Annotated in this window: 15 protein-coding genes; 8 read left to right on the top strand and 7 right to left on the bottom strand. The window is 71.0% G+C overall.

Annotation, left to right across the window (positions count from 1 at the left end; all coding sequences use genetic code 11):
• Window positions 1–33 precede the first annotated feature (33 nt).
• Genes H4W80_RS57480 through H4W80_RS57505 form a run of 6 tightly spaced genes read right to left on the bottom strand, consistent with a single transcriptional unit; the run spans window position 34 to window position 9,508 of the window.
• Window positions 34–984 carry an acyl-CoA dehydrogenase family protein gene (locus H4W80_RS57480; RefSeq protein ID WP_192792744.1) on the bottom strand — a complete coding sequence of 317 codons (951 nt, stop codon included), beginning with the start codon at window positions 982–984 and terminating at the stop codon, window positions 34–36.
• Window positions 981–2,117, bottom strand: coding sequence for an acyl-CoA dehydrogenase family protein (locus H4W80_RS57485; RefSeq protein WP_192792745.1), 1,137 nt, complete (start codon window positions 2,115–2,117; stop codon window positions 981–983). Before H4W80_RS57485 ends, H4W80_RS57480 begins: the two co-directional genes overlap by 4 nt.
• Entirely contained in the window at window positions 2,114–2,929 is an 816-nt protein-coding gene (locus H4W80_RS57490) for a thioesterase domain-containing protein (protein WP_192792746.1), read from the bottom strand. The genes H4W80_RS57485 and H4W80_RS57490 overlap by 4 nt, the downstream gene beginning before the upstream one ends.
• Window positions 2,929–6,222: a non-ribosomal peptide synthetase gene (locus H4W80_RS57495; RefSeq protein ID WP_192792747.1), complete on the bottom strand. Its 3,294-nt coding sequence runs from the start codon at window positions 6,220–6,222 to the stop codon at window positions 2,929–2,931. Before H4W80_RS57495 ends, H4W80_RS57490 begins: the two co-directional genes overlap by 1 nt.
• Before the next feature lie 17 nt (window positions 6,223–6,239).
• Window positions 6,240–6,416 carry an MbtH family protein gene (locus tag H4W80_RS57500; RefSeq protein WP_192792748.1) on the bottom strand — a complete coding sequence of 59 codons (177 nt, stop codon included), beginning with the start codon at window positions 6,414–6,416 and terminating at the stop codon, window positions 6,240–6,242.
• A 5-nt stretch (window positions 6,417–6,421) separates the two neighbouring features.
• Window positions 6,422–9,508, bottom strand: coding sequence for a non-ribosomal peptide synthetase (locus H4W80_RS57505; RefSeq protein WP_318787553.1), 3,087 nt, complete (start codon window positions 9,506–9,508; stop codon window positions 6,422–6,424).
• Window positions 9,509–10,397: 889 nt separating this feature from the next.
• Here H4W80_RS57505 and H4W80_RS57510 point away from each other — a divergent pair.
• From H4W80_RS57510 to H4W80_RS63245, 4 genes are all read left to right on the top strand, one after another.
• Window positions 10,398–11,543, top strand: coding sequence for an argininosuccinate synthase domain-containing protein (locus tag H4W80_RS57510; RefSeq protein ID WP_192792750.1), 1,146 nt, complete (start codon window positions 10,398–10,400; stop codon window positions 11,541–11,543).
• A gap of 33 nt (window positions 11,544–11,576) precedes the next feature.
• Complete coding sequence (locus H4W80_RS57515; RefSeq protein WP_192792751.1) at window positions 11,577–12,560, top strand: aldo/keto reductase; 984 nt, start codon at window positions 11,577–11,579, stop codon at window positions 12,558–12,560.
• The gene (locus H4W80_RS57520; RefSeq protein WP_192792752.1) at window positions 12,557–13,285 is read left to right on the top strand and encodes a sulfotransferase-like domain-containing protein; all 729 of its coding nucleotides are present in this window, start codon (window positions 12,557–12,559) and stop codon (window positions 13,283–13,285) included. Before H4W80_RS57515 ends, H4W80_RS57520 begins: the two co-directional genes overlap by 4 nt.
• Before the next feature lie 222 nt (window positions 13,286–13,507).
• Window positions 13,508–13,636 (top strand): hypothetical protein, encoded by a 129-nt coding sequence (locus tag H4W80_RS63245; RefSeq protein ID WP_264086044.1) that lies wholly within the window; start codon window positions 13,508–13,510, stop codon window positions 13,634–13,636.
• Between the two features lie 170 nt (window positions 13,637–13,806).
• Here H4W80_RS63245 and H4W80_RS57525 read toward each other — a convergent pair whose 3' ends face one another.
• Window positions 13,807–14,709, bottom strand: a complete 903-nt coding sequence (locus tag H4W80_RS57525) for a helix-turn-helix domain-containing protein (RefSeq protein ID WP_192792753.1) — start codon at window positions 14,707–14,709, stop codon at window positions 13,807–13,809.
• 101 nt (window positions 14,710–14,810) lie between these two features.
• Between H4W80_RS57525 and H4W80_RS57530 the strand changes: the two genes are divergently transcribed.
• The 4 genes from H4W80_RS57530 (at window position 14,811) to H4W80_RS62260 (ending at window position 18,167) form a co-directional block, all read left to right on the top strand.
• Window positions 14,811–15,602 carry a phytanoyl-CoA dioxygenase family protein gene (locus H4W80_RS57530; RefSeq protein ID WP_192792754.1) on the top strand — a complete coding sequence of 264 codons (792 nt, stop codon included), beginning with the start codon at window positions 14,811–14,813 and terminating at the stop codon, window positions 15,600–15,602.
• Window positions 15,603–15,894: 292 nt separating this feature from the next.
• Window positions 15,895–16,995: a tetratricopeptide repeat protein gene (locus H4W80_RS57535; protein WP_192792755.1), complete on the top strand. Its 1,101-nt coding sequence runs from the start codon at window positions 15,895–15,897 to the stop codon at window positions 16,993–16,995.
• Between the two features lie 163 nt (window positions 16,996–17,158).
• Window positions 17,159–17,902, top strand: a complete 744-nt coding sequence (locus tag H4W80_RS57540; protein WP_225964263.1) for a hypothetical protein — start codon at window positions 17,159–17,161, stop codon at window positions 17,900–17,902.
• 28 nt (window positions 17,903–17,930) lie between these two features.
• Window positions 17,931–18,167 (top strand): hypothetical protein, encoded by a 237-nt coding sequence (locus H4W80_RS62260; protein WP_225964264.1) that lies wholly within the window; start codon window positions 17,931–17,933, stop codon window positions 18,165–18,167.
• Window positions 18,168–18,277: the final 110 nt, after the last annotated feature.

Consider the following 18,277-nt stretch of genomic DNA (forward strand, 5'->3'; position numbering starts at 1 on the left):
CGTCGTCTTCCGCAGGCTTCCCGGCCGCCGTCATCACGTCCCCCAGCTTTCGCGGCGCAGCCGGGACGGGGTGCCGAGCCGCACCGACTCGGCCGCCGCCCGCCTGTAGTACAACTGCGCGTCGTTGTCGGAGCGCATGCCCGCGGCACCGTGGACCTGCATGGTCCGCGTCGTGACGGTGCGGGCCAGGTCCGACGCCGCCGCGAGGTTGGCCGCCGCGTGCGCGGCCGCGTCGCGGTCGTTCACCAGCAGGCGCGTCGCGTCGATGTGCATCGACAGCTCGCTGAGCCGGAACGCCAGGCCCTGGAACTTGCCGATGGGCTGGCCGAACTGGCGGCGCGTCTTGGCGTGGTCGACGGCGTGATCGAGCGCCGCCTGGGCGAGGCCCACCAGGTACGCCGCCTGGCGCACCCGCGCGTTGGCCAGCGCCGCCTCCCACTCGGCGGAGGAGCCGGCCCAGGCGGTCACGGGCGTGCCCGCGAACTCGACCTCGTACGCCTCGCCGCGGCTCGTCTCCTCGTGCCGCCGCATCGTGATGGACGGATGGTCCGCGCTCACGAGCGCCAGGCGCATTCCGGCGCCCTCGTCGACGCCGCCCACGACGAAGTGGTCCACCTCCGCCGCGAACCCGACGAAGGCCCGCCGCGCGGAGATCGCCCCGTCCTGGCCGGACCATGGCTCGGCCGCGACCGCCAGCGCCACCGGCGCCTGGCCGAGGTCGTGGTCCGGCAGCAGCTCCCGGGCGGTGAGGGTGTCGAGCAGCGGCCCCTGGTACAGCACCGAACCGAGCAGCTCGGCCAGCCGTACGGTGTCGGAGGCGCGGAGCGCGCCGAGCCCGACCAGCCCCTCCCACACCATCGCGCGGATCTCGCGGCTGTCCTCGCCGCCGCCCTCGGCGCGCGGCCGGTCGGCCATCCGCCGCACCAGCGGCGCCAGATCCTCGTCGAAGAAGTCGGCGATCGCCGTGGTCTCCACTGCGGTCATGACGGCAACCCCAATTTCGATGTGGCGACAAAGAACAGCATGATCTCCGAGGAGCCCTGCGCGAGCGTGAGCCCCGGGGCCTCCCGGAGCGCGGCGTCGAAGACGCCCTCGGCGATCGCCTCGGGATCGCGTGCGTCCAGCAGCGCCCGCGGTCCGAGCAGTTCGACCGCGGCCACCGACACTTCCTTGGCCGTCTCCGACGTGTACCACTTGGCGGTCGCCGAGTGCACCTCGTCGGGCCGTCCCTCGTGCAGGTTGGTCACGCACCGCCAGGCCAGCAGCCGCGCCGCGCGCACGCGCGTCTCCAGCTGCACCAGCCGCTGCTCGCACCCGGGCGGCGCGTGCTCGCGCAGCGCGGCCAGCGTGCGCTCCGCCTTGGCGGAGTGGTCGAGCCCGGTGCGCTCCAGCGGGAGCACCTTGCCCAGCACCTGCCAGCCGTCGTCGACCTCGCCGAGCACGTCCTCGGGCCCGACCCGGATCCCGTCCAGCGTCACCAGGTCGAAGCGCTCCTCGGACAGGTTCCACACCGGTTCGATGACCACGCCCATGCTCTGCAGCGGCACCAGGAACAGCGTGATCCCGAAGAAGTTCACCGGGCCGGTCGAGGTGCGGGCGGCGCACAGCGCGAAATCACTGTGCTGCGCCTTCATGTTGTAGATCTTCCGGCCGTACAGGCGCCAGCCGTCGCCGTCCGGCTCGGCGCGCGTGGTCAGCGACGCCAGGTCGGATCCGACATCCGGCTCGCTGAACAGCACGTTGGCCGTGATCTCGCCGCGCGCCAGGCGCGGCAGGAACCGCTCCTTCTGCTCCTGCGTGCCGAACAGGTGGATGGCCATCCCGACGATGTCGATGCCCAGGGAGTGCACGTTCTCGGGCACGCCGTGGCGGATCATCTCCTCGGTGAGGATCGCCTTCTCCACGATCGTGGCGTCCGCGCCGCCGTAACGCTCGGGCCAGTTGACCGCGAGCCAGCCGAGCTTGCCCAGCCGCTGGTGCACGTCGAGCAGCCCGCTCTCCTGTCCGTACGGCATCCGCCGGGACTGTGCGATCTCCGCGCGCACCGCGTCCTCGCACAGCAGCCTGCAGACCTCTTCCCGGAAGCCGTCCTGTTCCGGCGTGAAGGCCGGCATCATCGGACACTCACCTCGCCTAGTCTGTCGCGCATCGCTTCCGCCAGCGCTTCGATGTGTGGGGATTGGAGCATGGTGTAGTGGTCGCCCCGCACCACCTCGATCTCGTCGGCGTAGGCACGCCATCGGTCGAGCCGTCCGGGCTCCGAGCCCTCGGCGCACAGCAGCACCACGCGGCTGTCCACGCGCGACGGACGGAACGCCAGGAGCGCTCGCACGTTCGCGGCGAACACCGGGAACCGTTCGGCCAGCTCGGCCTGGCCCGGCTCGGCGCCCATCGCCGCGACGTCGGCGGCGAACCAGGCGCTCAGCTCGTCGTCGCCGGGGCGGGGTGGCGCGTCGTCCGGGATGGCGGTGTCGAGCACGAACGTCAACGCCACCTCGCCGTCCTGACGCGCCATTTCGAGCGCCACCGCTCCGCCGACCGACCAGCCGCCGACCTGCAGCGGCCCGTCGGGCCGGACCTCGCGGACCGCGGCCAGATAGTCGGCCGCGAGGGCGGGCAGCCGCCGTTCCCCGATCGCGGCGCCGTGCAGGCCCGGATCCTCCAGCGCGTAGACGGGCTGGTCGTCGCCCAGCAGCGTGGCCAGCACGGCGTAGGGCGCCACCGATCCGCCCGCCGCGTGCACGAGGAACAGCGGTGGCTTCGTGCCCGCGGGGCTGAGCGGCACCAGCGGAGAGACCGTCCGCTGGTCCCGTCCCTCCGGCGGCGCGGAAGCGACCCGGGCGAGGGCCTCCTCCCGTTTGTGCCGCAACCGCCGCTGCAGCAGCGCGCGTCGTTTCTCCTCCACCGTGGAGGCAGGCGAACCGGCCATCAGCCCGACTCCTTCAGCAGCCGATCGAGCTCGTCCTCAGAGAGGTCGGCGACCTGGGCCTCCAGCTGCGCCACCTCGTCCTCGCCCAGCAGGGCGCGCTGCGCGTCGTCGATCTGGGCGGCGAACTGGCTGAGCAGCGGGTAGCTGAACAGCCGCCGCGGGTCGAGCGTCACCTGGAAGGCGTCGCGCACCCGCGAGATCATCTGCGTCACCTGCAGGGAGTTGCCGCCGAGGACGAAGAAGTTGTCCTGCGCGCCGATGCTGCCGGCGTCGAGGCTCAGCAGGCCCTGCCAGATCTCGGCCAGCCGGCGCTGCGTCTCGGTGGTCAGCTCGACCTGTCCCGTCTCGCCGTCGGGGCGAGGATCGGGCAACCGCGCGTGGTCCACCTTTCCGGTCGAGGTCAGCGGGAGCTGCTCCAGCTGTACGTAGTCGGTGGGCACCATGTGCAGCGGCAGCAGCCCGGCCAGGTGTTCGCGCAGCGCGTCCGGCTCGAACTCGCCGACCACGTAGGCGGCCAGCCAGGCCGACGTCGTGCCCGCGTCGCGCACGGTCACGACGCACTGCCGCACGCCGGTGAAGCTCTCGATGGCGTGCTCGATCTCGCCGAGCTCCACGCGCAGCCCGCGCAGCTTCACCTGGCGGTCGACCCGGCCCAGGAACTCCAGCTGGCCGTCGGAGTTCCAGCGCACCAGGTCGCCGGTGGCGTACATGCGCTCGCCCGGCGTGGCGGCGAACGGGTCGGGCAGGAACTTCTCGGCGGTCTGGTCGGGCCGGCCGAGGTAGCCGATGGCCAGACCGGCGCCGGCCATAAAGAGCTCCCCGGGAACGCCGACCGGCACGGGCCGCAGCGCCTTGTCCAGGACGTAGGCCCGCTGATTGGCCATCGCCCGGCCGATCGGCGGCGGCCCGTCCAGCGGCTCCGGCGGGCACAGGTAGTCCACGCACGTGACCGTGACCTCCGTGGGCCCGTACCCGTTGTGGAACTCGCGCCCCGGCTTGCTCCACCGGTTGACCAGATCGGGGCCGAACGGCTCCATGCCGATGAAGCAGACCCTCAGATCGTCCAGAGCGGACGGGTCGAGCAGCCCCAGCACCGCGGGCGGGATGTCCACCATCGTCACCCGCTCGCGGGCCAGCAGCCGCTGCAGCGCTTCGGGGTCGAGCAGCTCGGAGCGCGGCGCGCCCACGATGGTCCCGCCGGCGGTCAGCGTCGAGAACACGTCCGACACGCTCACGTCGAAGGCGGGGTTGGAGAACTGCAGGATCCTGTCGTCCGGCGTCACCGAGAACATCTGCTGGAAGGTGGTGCAGAAGTTGACCACCGCCCGGTGGGGGACCAGGACCCCCTTGGGGGTGCCGGTCGAGCCGGAGGTGTAGATGACGTAGGCCGTGTCCTCCCGTGCCACGCGCACCGAAGGCGGCGAAGCGGGCCTCCCGTCGAGCGCGTCCGTGTCCAGCAGGATCCGCCCCACGTCCGCGGGCACGCGGTCGGCGAGATCCGACGTCGTCACCACCGCCGCCACGTCGGCGTCGCCGAGCTGGTAGGCCAGCCGCTCCGGCGGGTACTGCGGGTCGAGCGGCAGCCACGCCCCGCCCGCCTTGAGCACGCCGAGCTCGGCGGCCGGCAGGTCGAAGCCGCGTTCGAGCAGCACCCCGACCACGCGCCCTGGCGTCACCTTGAACTCCTCGACGAGCGCGTGCGCCAGCCGGCTGGACCGCTCGTCCAGCTGCGCGTAGGTCAGGTCCTCGTCCCCGAACCGCATCGCGACCGCGTCGGGCGCCTCGGCCACGCGCGCCGCGAACAGCTCGTGCAGCAGGCGCTCGTCGGGCTCGCCGGGCGTGGGATTCCACTCGGTGAGTACGCGCAGATATTCGCTGTTGGACATGACGTCCAGCGCGTCCACCCGGGCGTCCGGCCTGGACAGCGCGTCGGCCATGACGGTGGCGAAGTGTTCCACCAGCCGCTCGATGCGCTCGTGGTCGAACAGCTCGGAGGAGTACTCGATCCACACGCCCAGCCCGCCGTCCGGCAGGTCGTTGATCTGGAACGTGATGTCGAACCGGGTCGTCTCCGGCTGCGGGGTCAGCATCTCGACCTCTACGCCGGGCAGGCGCCAGCGCGCGATCATCGGCTCGGGCAGCAGCGTGAACAGGTGCGCGACCAGCGGATTCCGCCCCGGCAGCCGCTCCGGCTTGAGCTCCTCCACCAGGCGGCCGAACGGCACGTCCTGGTGGGCCATCGCCTCGAGGATGTTGTCGTTGGCGGCGTGCACCAGGTCGCGGAACACGGGGTTGCCCTCGAGATTGCCGCGGACCACCACCGTGTTGGCGAAGAACCCCATCATGGGTTCGATCTCCGAGCGCGTCCGCCCGGAAAGGACCGAGCCGAGCGCGATGTCCTGCTGGCCGGTGTAGCGGTTCACCAGGACCTGGTATCCGGCCATCGTCAGGGCGAGCAGGGAGACGCCCTCGGCCTTGGCCAGCTCGCGGATCCCGCGTGCGAGGTCGTCGGGCAGGCGGGTCTCGTAGATCCGGCCGGCGCCGGTGGGCGCCGACGGGCGCTGCCGGTCGGTACGCCACTCCAGCGGTTCCATCCCGTCCGCCACGGAGTGCCAGTACTCGATCTGCTTGGCCGGCTCCTCGCTGAGCAGCCAGAGCCGCTGCCACGCCGCGAAGTCGGCGGGCTGAAGGGTCAGCTCGGGGAACTCCGCGCCCTCCGGATCCGTGTAGCGGGCGGTCAGTTCCTCGGCGAACTGGCGCGAGGACCATCCGTCGATGACGATGTGATGCCAGACGATGGACAGCACGTGGTCCTCGGGGCCCAGGCGCAGCAGGGCGAACCGGTACGGCGGGCTGTTGCGCAGGTCGAACTCCTCGCGCACCTGCCCGTCGATCCAGTCCTGGATGGACTCCTCGCTCCCGTCGGTGACCGGCAGGTTCCACGTCTCGGGCGGCGGATCGACGGTCTGGAAGGGCACGCCGTGCTCGTCGCCGAACCGGGTGCGCAGGCTCTCGTGCCGCGCGACTATCCCGCGCAGCGCCGCCGAGAGTGCGGCCACGTCGAGCGGCCCGCGCAGGCGCATCGCGAACGGCACGTTGTAGACCGGCGCGCCCGCGACCATCTGGTGCAGGAACCACAGGAACCGCTGCTGCTCGGCGATGGCCATCTTGCCCGTACGCGGGACGGCGACGATCCGCTCCCGCTCGGCCTTCTCCGCCACGCGCTGGCGGACCTTCATCTCCAGCAAGGCACGCCTGATGTCGGCGACGTTGCGTTCTTTCGGGGCAGTCATGATCTCGGGTTCCTCCTTCACCGTCGCACGCTCAGCGGGCGCAGATCGGTCCACACCTGCGCGATGTGTGCCAGGCACTCGCTCTTGTCGCCCTCGGCTCCGGCCTCGCGCCAGCCGGTCGGAATCTCCCGGCCGGCGGGCCAGATCGAGTACTGCTCCTCGTGGTTGATCACCACGACGAATTTCTCTTCCATTGCGCCTACCTTTCTTGCGGTACGAAGGCGGGAATGTCGGTCAGCTCACCGAGGTAGCGGTCGAGCGTCCTGAGCCCGTCCGCCACCGGCCGCGCCAGCGAGGCCGCGTGCCGGCTGAACCGCCGGGCGTCGAAGTGCCGGGAGCCGTCGGTGAACAGCTGGTCGAACTCGGCCGGCGCCGCGTCGCAGTCGCCGGTCGGAGGCGGCAACAACAGGCGCAGCCCGGCCAGCCTCTCGTCGGGCTCGGCGATGGCCTCCAGGCGATCGTGAAACTGCGCGTAGCCGACCCGGTCGAGCCCGCACCGGTCGGCGAGCACGCCGAACGCCTCGGCGAAGCGCAGCCGCGCCGGCCACAGCACGTGCATCGCGCCGTCGGGCACCTTGATGTCGCCGGTCGCCGCGCGCGCCACGAACTGGCCGACCACGTCCACCGGCGTCACGTCGGTCTCGGCCTCGGTCGGGAACACGCAGCCGGTGCGGGCGCACGCGTACAACAGGTTGTGCGCCAGCGAGTCCGGGTTGGCCACGCCTGTCGCCTGGTGCGGCCAGACCTCGCCGAGGCGGTACACCACCGAGCTGACGCCCTGCCGGCGCGCGTCGGCGAGCAGGCTCTCCGCGACGTACTTCGATCTGTTGTAGCCGTCCGCGGCGACCTGGTCCGCCTCCGGGAGCTGGTCCTCGGTGATGCGCGGGGCGGCCCGTCCGGCGGGCGGGAAGATGCTCAAGGTGGACAGGGCGTGCACGCGGGCGCCGCCCGAGGCGAGTTTGATGAGCTCCTGCACGCCGAGCACATTGGCCGGGCGGTGGTCCAGGTAGCCGGACAGGAAGTTCACCGCACCCGCGGCGTTGACGACCCCGGACACGGCCGACGCGATCGCGTCGAACCGCCACTGCGGCAGGCCGAGCAGCTCGCTGCCCAGGTCGCCGGGGACCACCTCGACCCGGCCGGTCTTGAGCGCCATGGGCAGCAGCTGCCAGGCGGACGTCAGCCCGTACTGTTCGAGGACCTCGGTCAGCCGCCGGGCGCCGTCAGGCGGGTCGGAGCACCGAACCAGGCAGATCAGCTCGGCGTTGGAGTGCATCAGCAACTCGGCGAAGATGTGCGCCCCGACGAACCCGGTCGCCCCGGTGAGCAGCAGCGTCTGCGGCGGGCGCCAGGCCAGGTCGTGCTTGATGTAGGCCAGTTCGGCGCTGTCGTCGTCGATGCCCTTGGTCAGCCGCGCCGCCTGCGCGCGCACGGTCGAGGCGACGAGCAGATCCCTGGGACGCACCGGCCTTCCGAGCCGCCGGCTGACCGCGGTGGTGAGCCGGTAGGCGATCAGCGAGGTGCCCCCGTAGTCGGAGAACGGGACGACCACCGAGACCTGCTCCCGTTCGAGCACTTCGCGCCAGGCCGAGCAGACCAGCTCCTCCATCGGGTTGGCCGGCGGCTCGATGTGCTCGTCCGGCTCCTCCTGCCACGCGGACTCGGTCACGATGAGCGCGGCCAGCGCTTTGCGGTCCGCTTTGCCGTTGCGATTGAGTGGAAGCGCTTCCAGTGCCACGATTTTATGCGGGACCTGCTCGGCGGGCAGTTTTTCGGCCGCGTACGCGCGAAGCTGCTCCGCGGACGGCGGGTCGTCCGGCGAGCGCGGCGTGACGCAGCAGACCAGAGTGGACGCGGGCGCCTCACCGAGCACGACCGCCACCGCGCTGCCCACGAGCGGATGGTCGGCCAGGGCCGACGCGACATCGCCGAGCTCCACCCGCACCCCGCCGAGCTTGACCTGCTCGTCGAGCCGGCCGATGAAGTACAGCAGCCCGTCTTCGCCGACCCGCGCCAGGTCGCCCGTCCGGTACAGTTGCTCGCCCGGGATCTGGGGGAACGGGTTGGCCACGAACACCCGCGCCGTGCGCTCGGGATCGTTGAGGTAGCCCGCGCCGATGCACTCGCCGCCGAGATACAGCTCGCCGGGCGTGTTCACCGGGACCGGCCGGAGGTCGTCGTCGAGCACGATCGCGGCGGTGTTGTCGATGGGGCGCCCGAGGGGGATCCGGTCCAGGTCGGCGTCCGTGACGTCGTGGAACACCGAGCCGATCGAACACTCCGTCGGCCCGAACGTGTTGGTGACCTTGAGGCCGGGCAGCAGCGCGCGCAGCCGGTGCACCACGCCGGGGCCGGCCGCCTCCCCGCCGATCAGCATGCGGCGCAGGCTCGACGCCGCCTCCCGCAGGTCCTCGCGCGCCTCCAGCAGCGACACGAACGCCGCGAGCACGGACGGCACGAAGTCGGTCATCGTGACGCCGTAGCGGCCGATGGTCATCGCGGTCTCCTCAAGGTCGAGGATCCCGTCGCGGTGCGGCAGCACGACCTGCCCGCCGGACACCAGAGGCCACAACACCTGCCACATCGAGGAGTCGAACGTGGAGCGGCTGTTCTGCAGCGTCACGTGGCCGGCCCCGTCACCGAACCGGCGCGACATCGTGGTCAACCTGTTGACCAGGCCGCGGTGGTGGTTGAGCGCGCATTTGGGCGTGCCGGTGGAGCCGGAGGTGTAGAAGCCGTAGATCAGGTCTTCGGGGCCGGGCGCACGGTCGGCCGGCGCGGGTGTGCGGTCAGCCGGATCGTACGGCTGCTCCGCGCAGTCGACGATCACCGTCGGGAGGACCGAATCGAGTTCGGTGATGGTCTCCACGGTCGCCGGCGACGCCACGATGGCGGGCGGCGACAGCTCGGCCAGGATCGCGCCGAGCCGGTCGATCGGCCAGGCCGGATCCAGCGGCACGAAGGCCGAGCCTGTTTTCAGCACCCCGAAGAGGGCGGTGGGAAATTCGGGCCCGTCCGCGGCCAGCACGGGTATCAATTGCCGGGGCGGCACGCCGGCGCGGATCAGCCGATTGGCCGTCACGTCGGCCGCGGCATCGAGCTCGGCATAGCTCATCGTGGTGTCCCGGTAGCGGACGGCGGGACGGTCCGGTGCGTTCTCTTTTTGTGCGCGGAACAGGTCGAGGACCGTGCTTTGCCGGGGGAACGCATTCTGCGGTCCCAGAGATAAGTGAATGGCGGTCAGGGCAGGTTCGCTCAGGTGCGTCTGCTGATGGCGTGGCATCATGCTCCCATAGTCTCGGCCGGCAACAGATCCTCGTGTCAGGCAGATCGGTCACTATTCAAGTCTGCGAGTTCCAGGTAGCAAGGGCCGGCCCGCGGCGAGAAGTGTTCGCCGTTTTTCGGCGGCCGTTAATGGGTGGCTACGTATCGCGCAAAATTGCCGGGCTCGGGCGAATGCGCGCTGATATTTCTTCGCATTACCGCGGCAGCGGCTTCGCCGGCATCGGCCGGCTGATCAGGTGTCGGAACCGGCTGTCTCGGTCTTGACGACATGCGCGGCGATCCGCGGCCCGGACCGCACCGGCGCCGTCACGCCCGCCGGTGATGGCTTCGAAAAAGCGGCGACTCCTTGGCGATCAGCTCGCCGACGTGCCGAAACATGGGTGCTGAGCTGGGGCATCGTGAAGCCGGGTGAACACGTGATCCTCCCTTCGGTGGACATCCGAGGGCTACCGGATAACCGGTATTAGGCGTCTAACGGGTTACTCACATACTGGAACACGTGGCGCGGATTCGCAACCCCGGGTGCCGCCACAGCCGGTGCGGCCCGGCGCGCAGGGCGTTATGGCCTGCGGAAATGAGGGATTGCCTGCGGCGCGAAAAGGCTTCGGCGGCGGCCTGTCAAACGGCGGGTCAGGCGAGCGCGGCACGGAGCGGGCCAGAGAGGCATACCCGGCCATACCCGAGCCGGCACCCGCCAATCATGGAAGCGTTCTCCACGACCGGCCGCGACATTCTTCGATGACATATCCGCTGGCTGCATGAGTATGGCAGGCCAAATTCTAGATCATTGGCAGATTGGGTGTGAATGCGCGCGGTCCGTGGGTAGGGCGGTGGCGGTCGGCATATGGAGTGCCGACATCGCCCCCGTCCACCAGTGTTAGGGGAAGGCTGTGCGGCAGGCCAATGGCAACGCACGTGTCGGATTATTTCAATCGGGCGGACTTTCCGCCCTCGCCGTCGGGGTCTGGCTACACGAACGGTCCACTCCGGTGCGGCACTATATCGCCGACATTGGTCAATCGGAGCGCGCGGAGATGGACGCGCTCGCTTCTTCGCTGCGCGGATCCGGGGACGAGGTCGTCGTCATTGATCTACGGCCGTCGATGGCCGCCGTGGCGTCGGATCTGCTGCGGTACCGGGCCCGCCACGACGGCGGCTACTGGAACACGACCGGTGCGGCCCGCTTCGTGCTCGTCAGCGAGCTCGCGCCGCTGATGCGGGCCGACGGCTGCCAGACGCTCGCGCACGGCTGCGTCGGCGGGGGCAACGACCAGCGCCGCTTCGCGCGTTACGGCGGCCAGGTCGCACCGGGGCTGTCCGTCATCGAGCCGTGGACGGATCCGCAGGCGCTCGAACGCTTCCCCGATCGCGAGGCCATGCTCGCGGCCGTCACGGAGCGCGGGCTGCCGCTCGACCCGGGCAGCGGCGCCGAGTGGTCCACCGACGCCAACCTCGCCGGCATCTCGCACGAGTCGGCCGAGCTGGAAGACCTCGAAACGCCGGTCACCCGGCTCCGGCCGCGATGGAGCAACTGGCCCGGGCAGGGCCCGGCCGAGCCCGAGACCGTCACGGTCACCTTCCTCGACGGACGGGTCGCCGACGTCAACGGCAGCGGCCCCGAGCCGCTCGCGTGGATGACGCTGGCCAACGAGATCGGCGCACGGCACGGCGTCTGGCTGCGCGACGTGGTCGAGCGGCGCATCATCGGCACGGTCTGCCGGGGCATCTACGAGGCGCCCGGCCTGGAGCTGCTCGAACGCGCGTGGACCCGCATCCTGCAGGCCAGCCTCGATGCGGCGGGCCGCGAACTCTACGATCGGCTGGCCGCCGTCCTGGGCGCCGCGATGTACGAGGCGCGCTGGCTCGAACCCGCCGCGCACGCCGCGCGGCACGGGATCGACCGGCTCGTCGGCGACGTCGGCGGCAGCGTGACCCTGTCCGTCCACCGGGGCCTCGTCCAGGTCGAGCGGATGAAGGTCGCCGGTCCTGTGGTGCAGCAGACCCGGTTCGGCTCGGGCGGAAACCGTTGGAGCTAAACAGTCGCCGTTCAGGCGCGAAAGGAGGAAGTGATGCATGAACGTCGATTCGGCCGGTTGGGCTGGATGGTCGGCGACGTGGGTTGCGGGATGTGGGGCATAGCCGGCGGCGAGGGCGGATGGACCGGCGCCGACGACGAGACCGGTGACACCGCGCTGGACGAAGCCGTGCGGCTCGGGTGCGACTATTTCGACACCGCCTGGATCTACGGCCGCGGACACAGCGAAAGGATGCTCGGGCAGCTGGTGAAGCGGCACCCGGATCGCCGCCTCTACCTCGCGACCAAGCCCCCGCCGAAGGACCGCGCCTGGCCGTCCACCCGCGACTCCAAACTGTCGGAGGTGTACCCGCCCGATCATCTCTGGGAATACCTGCACCGCAGCCTCGAAGGGCTGGGCACCCGGTCCGTCGACCTGTTCCAGTTCCACGTCTGGGAGGACGCCTGGGCACACGACGCGGCCTGGCAGGACGCCGTCATCGAGATGAAGGAACGCGGGCTGATCAAGGGCGTCGGCATCAGCGTCAACCGATGGGAACCCTGGAACGTCCTGGAGACCCTGAAGACCGGGCTGATCGACGCCGTACAGGTCATCTACAACATCTTCGACCAGGCACCCGAGGACGAGCTGTTCCCGGCCTGTCGCGAGCTGGACGTCGCGGTGATCGCACGGGTGCCCTTCGACGAAGGCACGCTGACCGGCACCCTCACCCGCGAGACCCGCTGGCCCGAAGGCGACTGGCGCAACACCTACTTCGTGCCGGAGAACCTCGTGGCGAGCGTGGAGCGCGCCGAACGGCTGGCGCGGATCGTGCCCGAGGGCATGACCATGCCCGAACTCGCGCTGCGCTTCATCCTCCAGAACCCCGACGTCACCACCGTGATCCCCGGCATGCGCAAGCCGGCACACGTACGGGCCAACCTCGCCGCCAGCGACGCCGAACCACTGAGCGAAGAGCTGATGGCGCAGTTGCGCGAACATCGCTGGGACCGCCGGCCCACGGAGTGGTCGCAATGAGCGCCGCGCCGAAGCCCATCCTGCTGTGGGCCGTGCCCCGGTCGCGCTCCACCGCGTTCCTGCGCATCATGCTCGAACGCGGCGATCTCGAAGTGGTCCACGAGCCGTTCTCCTACCTCCAGGTGGACGGCCACTTCGAGCTCACGGGCCGGCGCGCCACGTCGGCGGTCGAACTGCTCGGCATGATGCTCGAGGTCAACGCCGACGGGCGCCGGGTGTTCGCCAAGGACACCTCCGACTACACGTACACGCCGCTGCTCGAGGACGAGCGCCTGTTCACCGACGTCATCAACACCTTCATGATCCGGGAGCCGCGCAGCGCGATAGCCTCGCACTACGCCATGAACCCCGAGGCCACCCTGGACGAGTACGGCTTCGAATACCTGCACGCCATCTTCGACGCCGTGCGGTCGGCCACCGGCGAGGTCCCCCTAGTGATCGACGGTGACGATCTCGTGGCCAACCCGGAGGCGACGGTCCGGGCCTACTGCGAGCGGGTCGGGCTCGAGTTCGTGCCCGAGGCGATGCGCTGGGATCCCGGTCAGCAAACGAACTGGCAGCGTACGGACCGGTGGCACGCGGAGGTGGCCGAGAGCAGCGGGCTGGTGGCCAAGGCGTCCGGGCACCGCGAGACGCCCGACACCAACGAGCACCTGCGCCGCGTCGCCGAGCACCACCAGCCGTTCTACGACGCGCTCGCGCGCCACCGCCTCTGTCCCGGCTGACCGGCGGGGTTGTACGACCATGCCCGAAGGCCCGATCGCGTAGCCTGCCCGAGGGCGGGTGTGCCCGCCTCACGCTGACGCTTTGCGCGCGGTTCCGGGGAGGGCGATGTCCGCCGAGCTCCTGGCCCGGGTCCAGGTGCTGCTGCGGGGGAGGCAGGCGACGCCGCGGGCCTCCGTGCTGCGACATGGCGACCTCGTACTGGACGAGATCGTCTACCAGGCGTGGCGCGGCGAGCGGCGGCTGGAGGTGACCCCGGCGGAATCGGCCCGGCATCGCTCTCCATCACCGGCACCGACCTCCTCATCGACGGCGGCCAGGCCGCCTGGCTGCGCTGGCACCGGCCCAGGTAACCGCCCTGCGCGGTGCGTGCGGCGACTCGGCTGGGACGCCCACCTCAGCTCCTGCTCATGTTGGTCACCGGCGACGGGAACCTCGTCAGGAACGTGCCCAAGCCCCTCCTCAAGGTGCCGCATGACGCTACGGTCCAGGCCGGCGCGGGCCTCTGACCTCCTTCCCGGAGTCAGGGACTCTGCCGCCCGGCCGGGCCGCCGAGCTGAGCATGAGCGGCCGATCGGCTACGCCGCCGGTACTCGGTGGGCGTCAGCCCGACCAGCGCCCGGAAGCGGCGGGCGAAGTACGTCGGGTCGTCCCAGCCGACGGCGGCGCCGACCCGGGCAGTCGGCAGGGTCGAGTGCGCCAGTAACGTGGCGGCGCGCTCGGCCCGCAGCCGGGCCAGGAAGCCGAGCGGCGTCAGCCCGACGTACTGCCTGAACAGCCGCCCGAGATAGGCGGGATCCAGGTTGACCGACCGGGCGAGCTCGTCCAGCCGCCACGGATCGGCGGGCGCGGCCTCCAGCCGGGCGATGACGGCGGCGACGGCGGGGTGGATGGCGGACTCGGGCGTCTGCCACTCGGAATCGCGGCCGTCGGCCAGGACGCCGAGCACGGTGACCAGCCGGCCCAGCACCCGGCCCGGCCGGCTCCGATCGGCGGCCAGGTCCCGTTCGAGCAGGCCGATCTCCGCGATGGCCTCGTCGGCGGCGGCCGGATCGACGGTCGTGACCGCCACGCCGTGCGTACCGGAGGCCACCGGATCGGTCCACAGCATCCGGCGCAGCATCGGGATGTCGTACAGCGCCGCCAGTTCGCCCCGCAGTGCCTGGGCGGACAGGCAGCAGTTCGCGACGGTCAGGCCGGTGCAGTCGCGGAACCCGTGCCAGGCGCCGGGACGGAGCACGATGACCTGCCCCTGCCGCAGCGGGCGCGCGCCCTGGCTGGTCAGGTGCCGGCCGTCGCCGGCTCCGATCACGGCGATCTCGAGGAAGTCGTGCGCGTGCGGCTCGATGTCGGGGTTCAGGTGGTGGACACCTGCCAGGACCGGGCCCCCGGCGAACAGCGCGTGCTCGTGCAGCATGGCAGGCATGTCGGGATCGTACGGCTAATCGCCGGGATCGGCCTAGTCCTGAACGGCACCTCTCGACGAGGCTTGCGGTATCCCAACAGCAAGAACCCTGGAGGTCAGCGATGGCAACGCCCACGACCGAGCAGTTCGTCAGCGACGTCGGCGCCGATGGCCGGGTGCCGGACGAGCTGGTGGCGGCCTACCGCGAACACGGTTTCGTCCGAGTACGTGGCGTGCTCGAGCCCGGCCAGGTCGAGCGATTCCGGGCCGGCGCCCAGGCGTTCCTGGAGGCGCACCGCGCGGAGAGCCTGGAGAAGCAGGGCACCTTCAGCCAGCTCGTCAACGTCTGGCAACGCGACCAGACGCTGCGGGAGCTCACGTTCGACCCGCGGATCGGCCGGATCGCCGAACAGCTGGCCGGGTTCTCGCTGCGGCTCTGGCACGACCAGATGCTGGTCAAGGAGCCGCACAACAACGCCGCCACGGAGTTCCACCAGGATCGTCCGTACTGGCCGCACACGGGGGACCGGCTCCCGCTGTCGGCGTGGATAGCGCTGGTCGACGTTCCCCCGGAGCGGGGCTGCATGACCTTCCTCCCCGGCACCCAGGACCGCACCGGCCTGCGTCCGCAGGACCTTCACGAAGAGGATGACCTGTTCGAGGTGGACCCGTCCCTGCGCTGGATCCCCCGCGTCACCGTGCCGCTCCGCGCGGGCGACTGCACGTTCCACAGCGGCTTCACCGGCCACATGGCGCTGCCCAACCGCACCGACCTGGCCCGGCTCGCGCACGTCACCATCTACATGGACGAGGCGACCCGCTACAGCGGGGACGGGCACGTCGTGACGGATCCTCTCGGACTCGCCGCAGGCGACAGGTTGGACGGCGACACCTTCCCCCGCCCCTGGGCTTAGCGGGCCGGCGCCGGCGCGATCCCGGGCGCGCGGCACCTGGCGCCGAAGCCCAGCGAAACCGGTGCCGGTGGGCGGGGTGTGGTGCCTCGCGCTGATGCCCGTCGGGACGGGTGTCGTTGGTCCGGGTGAGGCACCTCGCGCTGATGCCCGTCGGGGCCGGCGCCGTTGGTCCGAGCGCGGCACATCGCGCCGAAGCCTGCCGGGACGGGTGCCGGTGGTCGGGGTGTGGGGCCGCTGCACCGGTGCGGCGCCCGGGATTGCGCTTCGGTCACCGGGCGTCACACTGGTCGTCATGATGCGATCTTGCGCGGTCATGGTCCTCCTGGGACTGGTGGCCGGTACCGCAGTGATCTCCTTCATCGTGTGGCCGGGCTGGGCGACGGTGCTGCCGCTCGCCGTGATCATCGGCCTCGGCCGGCTCCTGCCGCCGATCTGGAAGTGGTGGCGGATACGCAAGCTCGCCACCACGGCCGACTCCCTGCGCACCCGCTCCCAGGCCGACCCTGAGCGCCACCTCCCTCAGCTGGCCGCCGCCCTGGACCAGCACGCCAGGGCCCTGCTCGGCACGGGCCGGGTCGAACAGGCGCTGAAGGTGAGCGCCGAACGGATCGGGCATCATCGCAGCCTGCTGGACAGGGCCCCCGACCGCCGCCGCGAGCACCTCGACGACTTCGCCGACGCACTCGACGCGCACCAGGTCATGCTCCAGCTGGCCGGACGGCCCCAGGAGGCCCTCGAGGTGAACGCCGAGGCTCTGCGGATCCGCAAGGAGGGCCTCGGACAGTGGCGCGGAGGTCCCGACCACGAGCGTGACGTGGCCATGACCCTCGCCACCCGAGCCGGCCTGCTCACCGTCGCCGAGCGGCACGACGAGGCCCTGGCCACGAGCCAGGAGGCCCTGGCGGCGTTACGTACGATCAGCGCGCGCGACGACCACCGCCACCTGCCCGCCCTGGCCGGCGTCCTGGACATCCGCGCCACCTGCGAGCTCGCCGCCGGTCGAGAGCAGGACGCGCTCATGGACGCGCAGGAGGCGGTCGAGTGCTGCGAGCGGCTGATCAACCTGTACCGGGGTGAGTATCTTCACCTCCTGGCACGCGTCACCGGCACCCGCGCGAAGATTCTGTGCCGGACGGATCCCGACGAGGCGATCTCCAGCAGTGGTCGGATGGTCCAGGTGACGCAGTCAGCGGCCAGGCAGGACGCCCTGGCCTACACCCCGGCGCTGCTCTCGGCGCTCACGGCACACGCGCTCGTGCTGAGCGCCGCCGGTCGGACGCGCGACGGCCGCCGCTTCGCGCGCAAGGCGATCTCCCTGTCCCGCCGTACGGTTCCCGAGCTGCTCGTCCAGACGCGCCAGCAGCTGACCGGCCCTGGAGAGCTCGCCGCGTGATCGTGCACCGCCCGTTCCTGAAGCCGGCGTAGGCCGGCGAGACAACGAAACGATCAACGTCGAGTCGGGCGGCAAGAGCGATCGATAGGCTCCCCCGGTCCGCGCCTGGCCGCCGGTGGAGTGACGGGGGTCCGGTCCGATGGTCCTGGAACGGGAGCGCCAAATGAGCTGGACCTACGCGGGGCACTACCGGAATCACCCGGCCGATGCCGAGTCTCCCACCACCTTCGTCGGCCGCGCCGTCGTCGATTTCGGCGGCGACGAACCGGCTGACCGGCAGTCCGACGAAGCCGTGGCCTGGAGGATCAGCATCGGCCCCCAGGCGGATGACGATGCGGGCGAAGAATGGGAGGTGCTGGCAGAGTTCGAGGGCGATCGTACTCATCCGATCTTCCGGGCGGTTTTCGAGGGCTTCCTCGACACGGTGCCGCCCGCCTCCGTCGAGGCGCTGGTGGTCGGGCGCTGGGGGCCTGAGCTGGAGGAGGACGAGGCGCCGATCCAGATCCTGTGCGAGGCGGCCGAACGGTTGACCGGGCTGAAGGCGATGTTCGTCGGCGAGCAAGCCGGCATCGACCAGTGGTACGACGCCCACGTGGAGGAACTGCTCGCCGCGTATCCAGGGCTTGCGACATTACGGGTGCGCGGCGGCATGGGCGACAGCACGGGCCTTCGCCACCCGCTCACGCATGCGTCCCTGCGACATCTGGCGATCGAGTCCGGCGCCCTGTCGCGCGACACGTTGGTCGCGATCGCCGAATCGGACCTTCCGGCTCTGGAGCACCTCGAGCTGTGGCTGGGCGACGAGCTCCAGGACGGGCCGACGATCGCCGATCTCGCGCCGATCCTCTCGGGCGCGGTGGCCGCGGCTGCGGCATCTGGGCCTGCGCAACGCCGAACTCGCAGATGAGATAGCCGCGGCGCTGGCGACAGCGCCGGTGGTCGCCAGGCTGGAGACGCTGGACCTGTCGCTGGGCACGCTCAGCGACACCGGCGCGGAGGCGTTGCTGACCGGTCAGCCGCTGACCCACCTGCACGAACTCGACCTGCATCATCATTTCCTGTCTCCGGCGGCGCAGACCCGCCTGACCAGTGAACTGCCCGGCATCGTGGACGTCTCCGACGGGCAGGGCGACGACGCGCCGCACCGATACACAGCGGGCAACCGCCTCTGAGACCGACCTGGCCCCCGGGCGCCCGAGCGGGCCCGGGCCGGGCAGCAGGCGCCTGGCGCGACGTCAGGCACGGCTGACCCTGATGTCAGGCATGGCTGATCGTGATCTCA

The organism is Nonomuraea angiospora (assembly GCF_014873145.1).
GTDB lineage: Bacteria > Actinomycetota > Actinomycetes > Streptosporangiales > Streptosporangiaceae > Nonomuraea > Nonomuraea angiospora.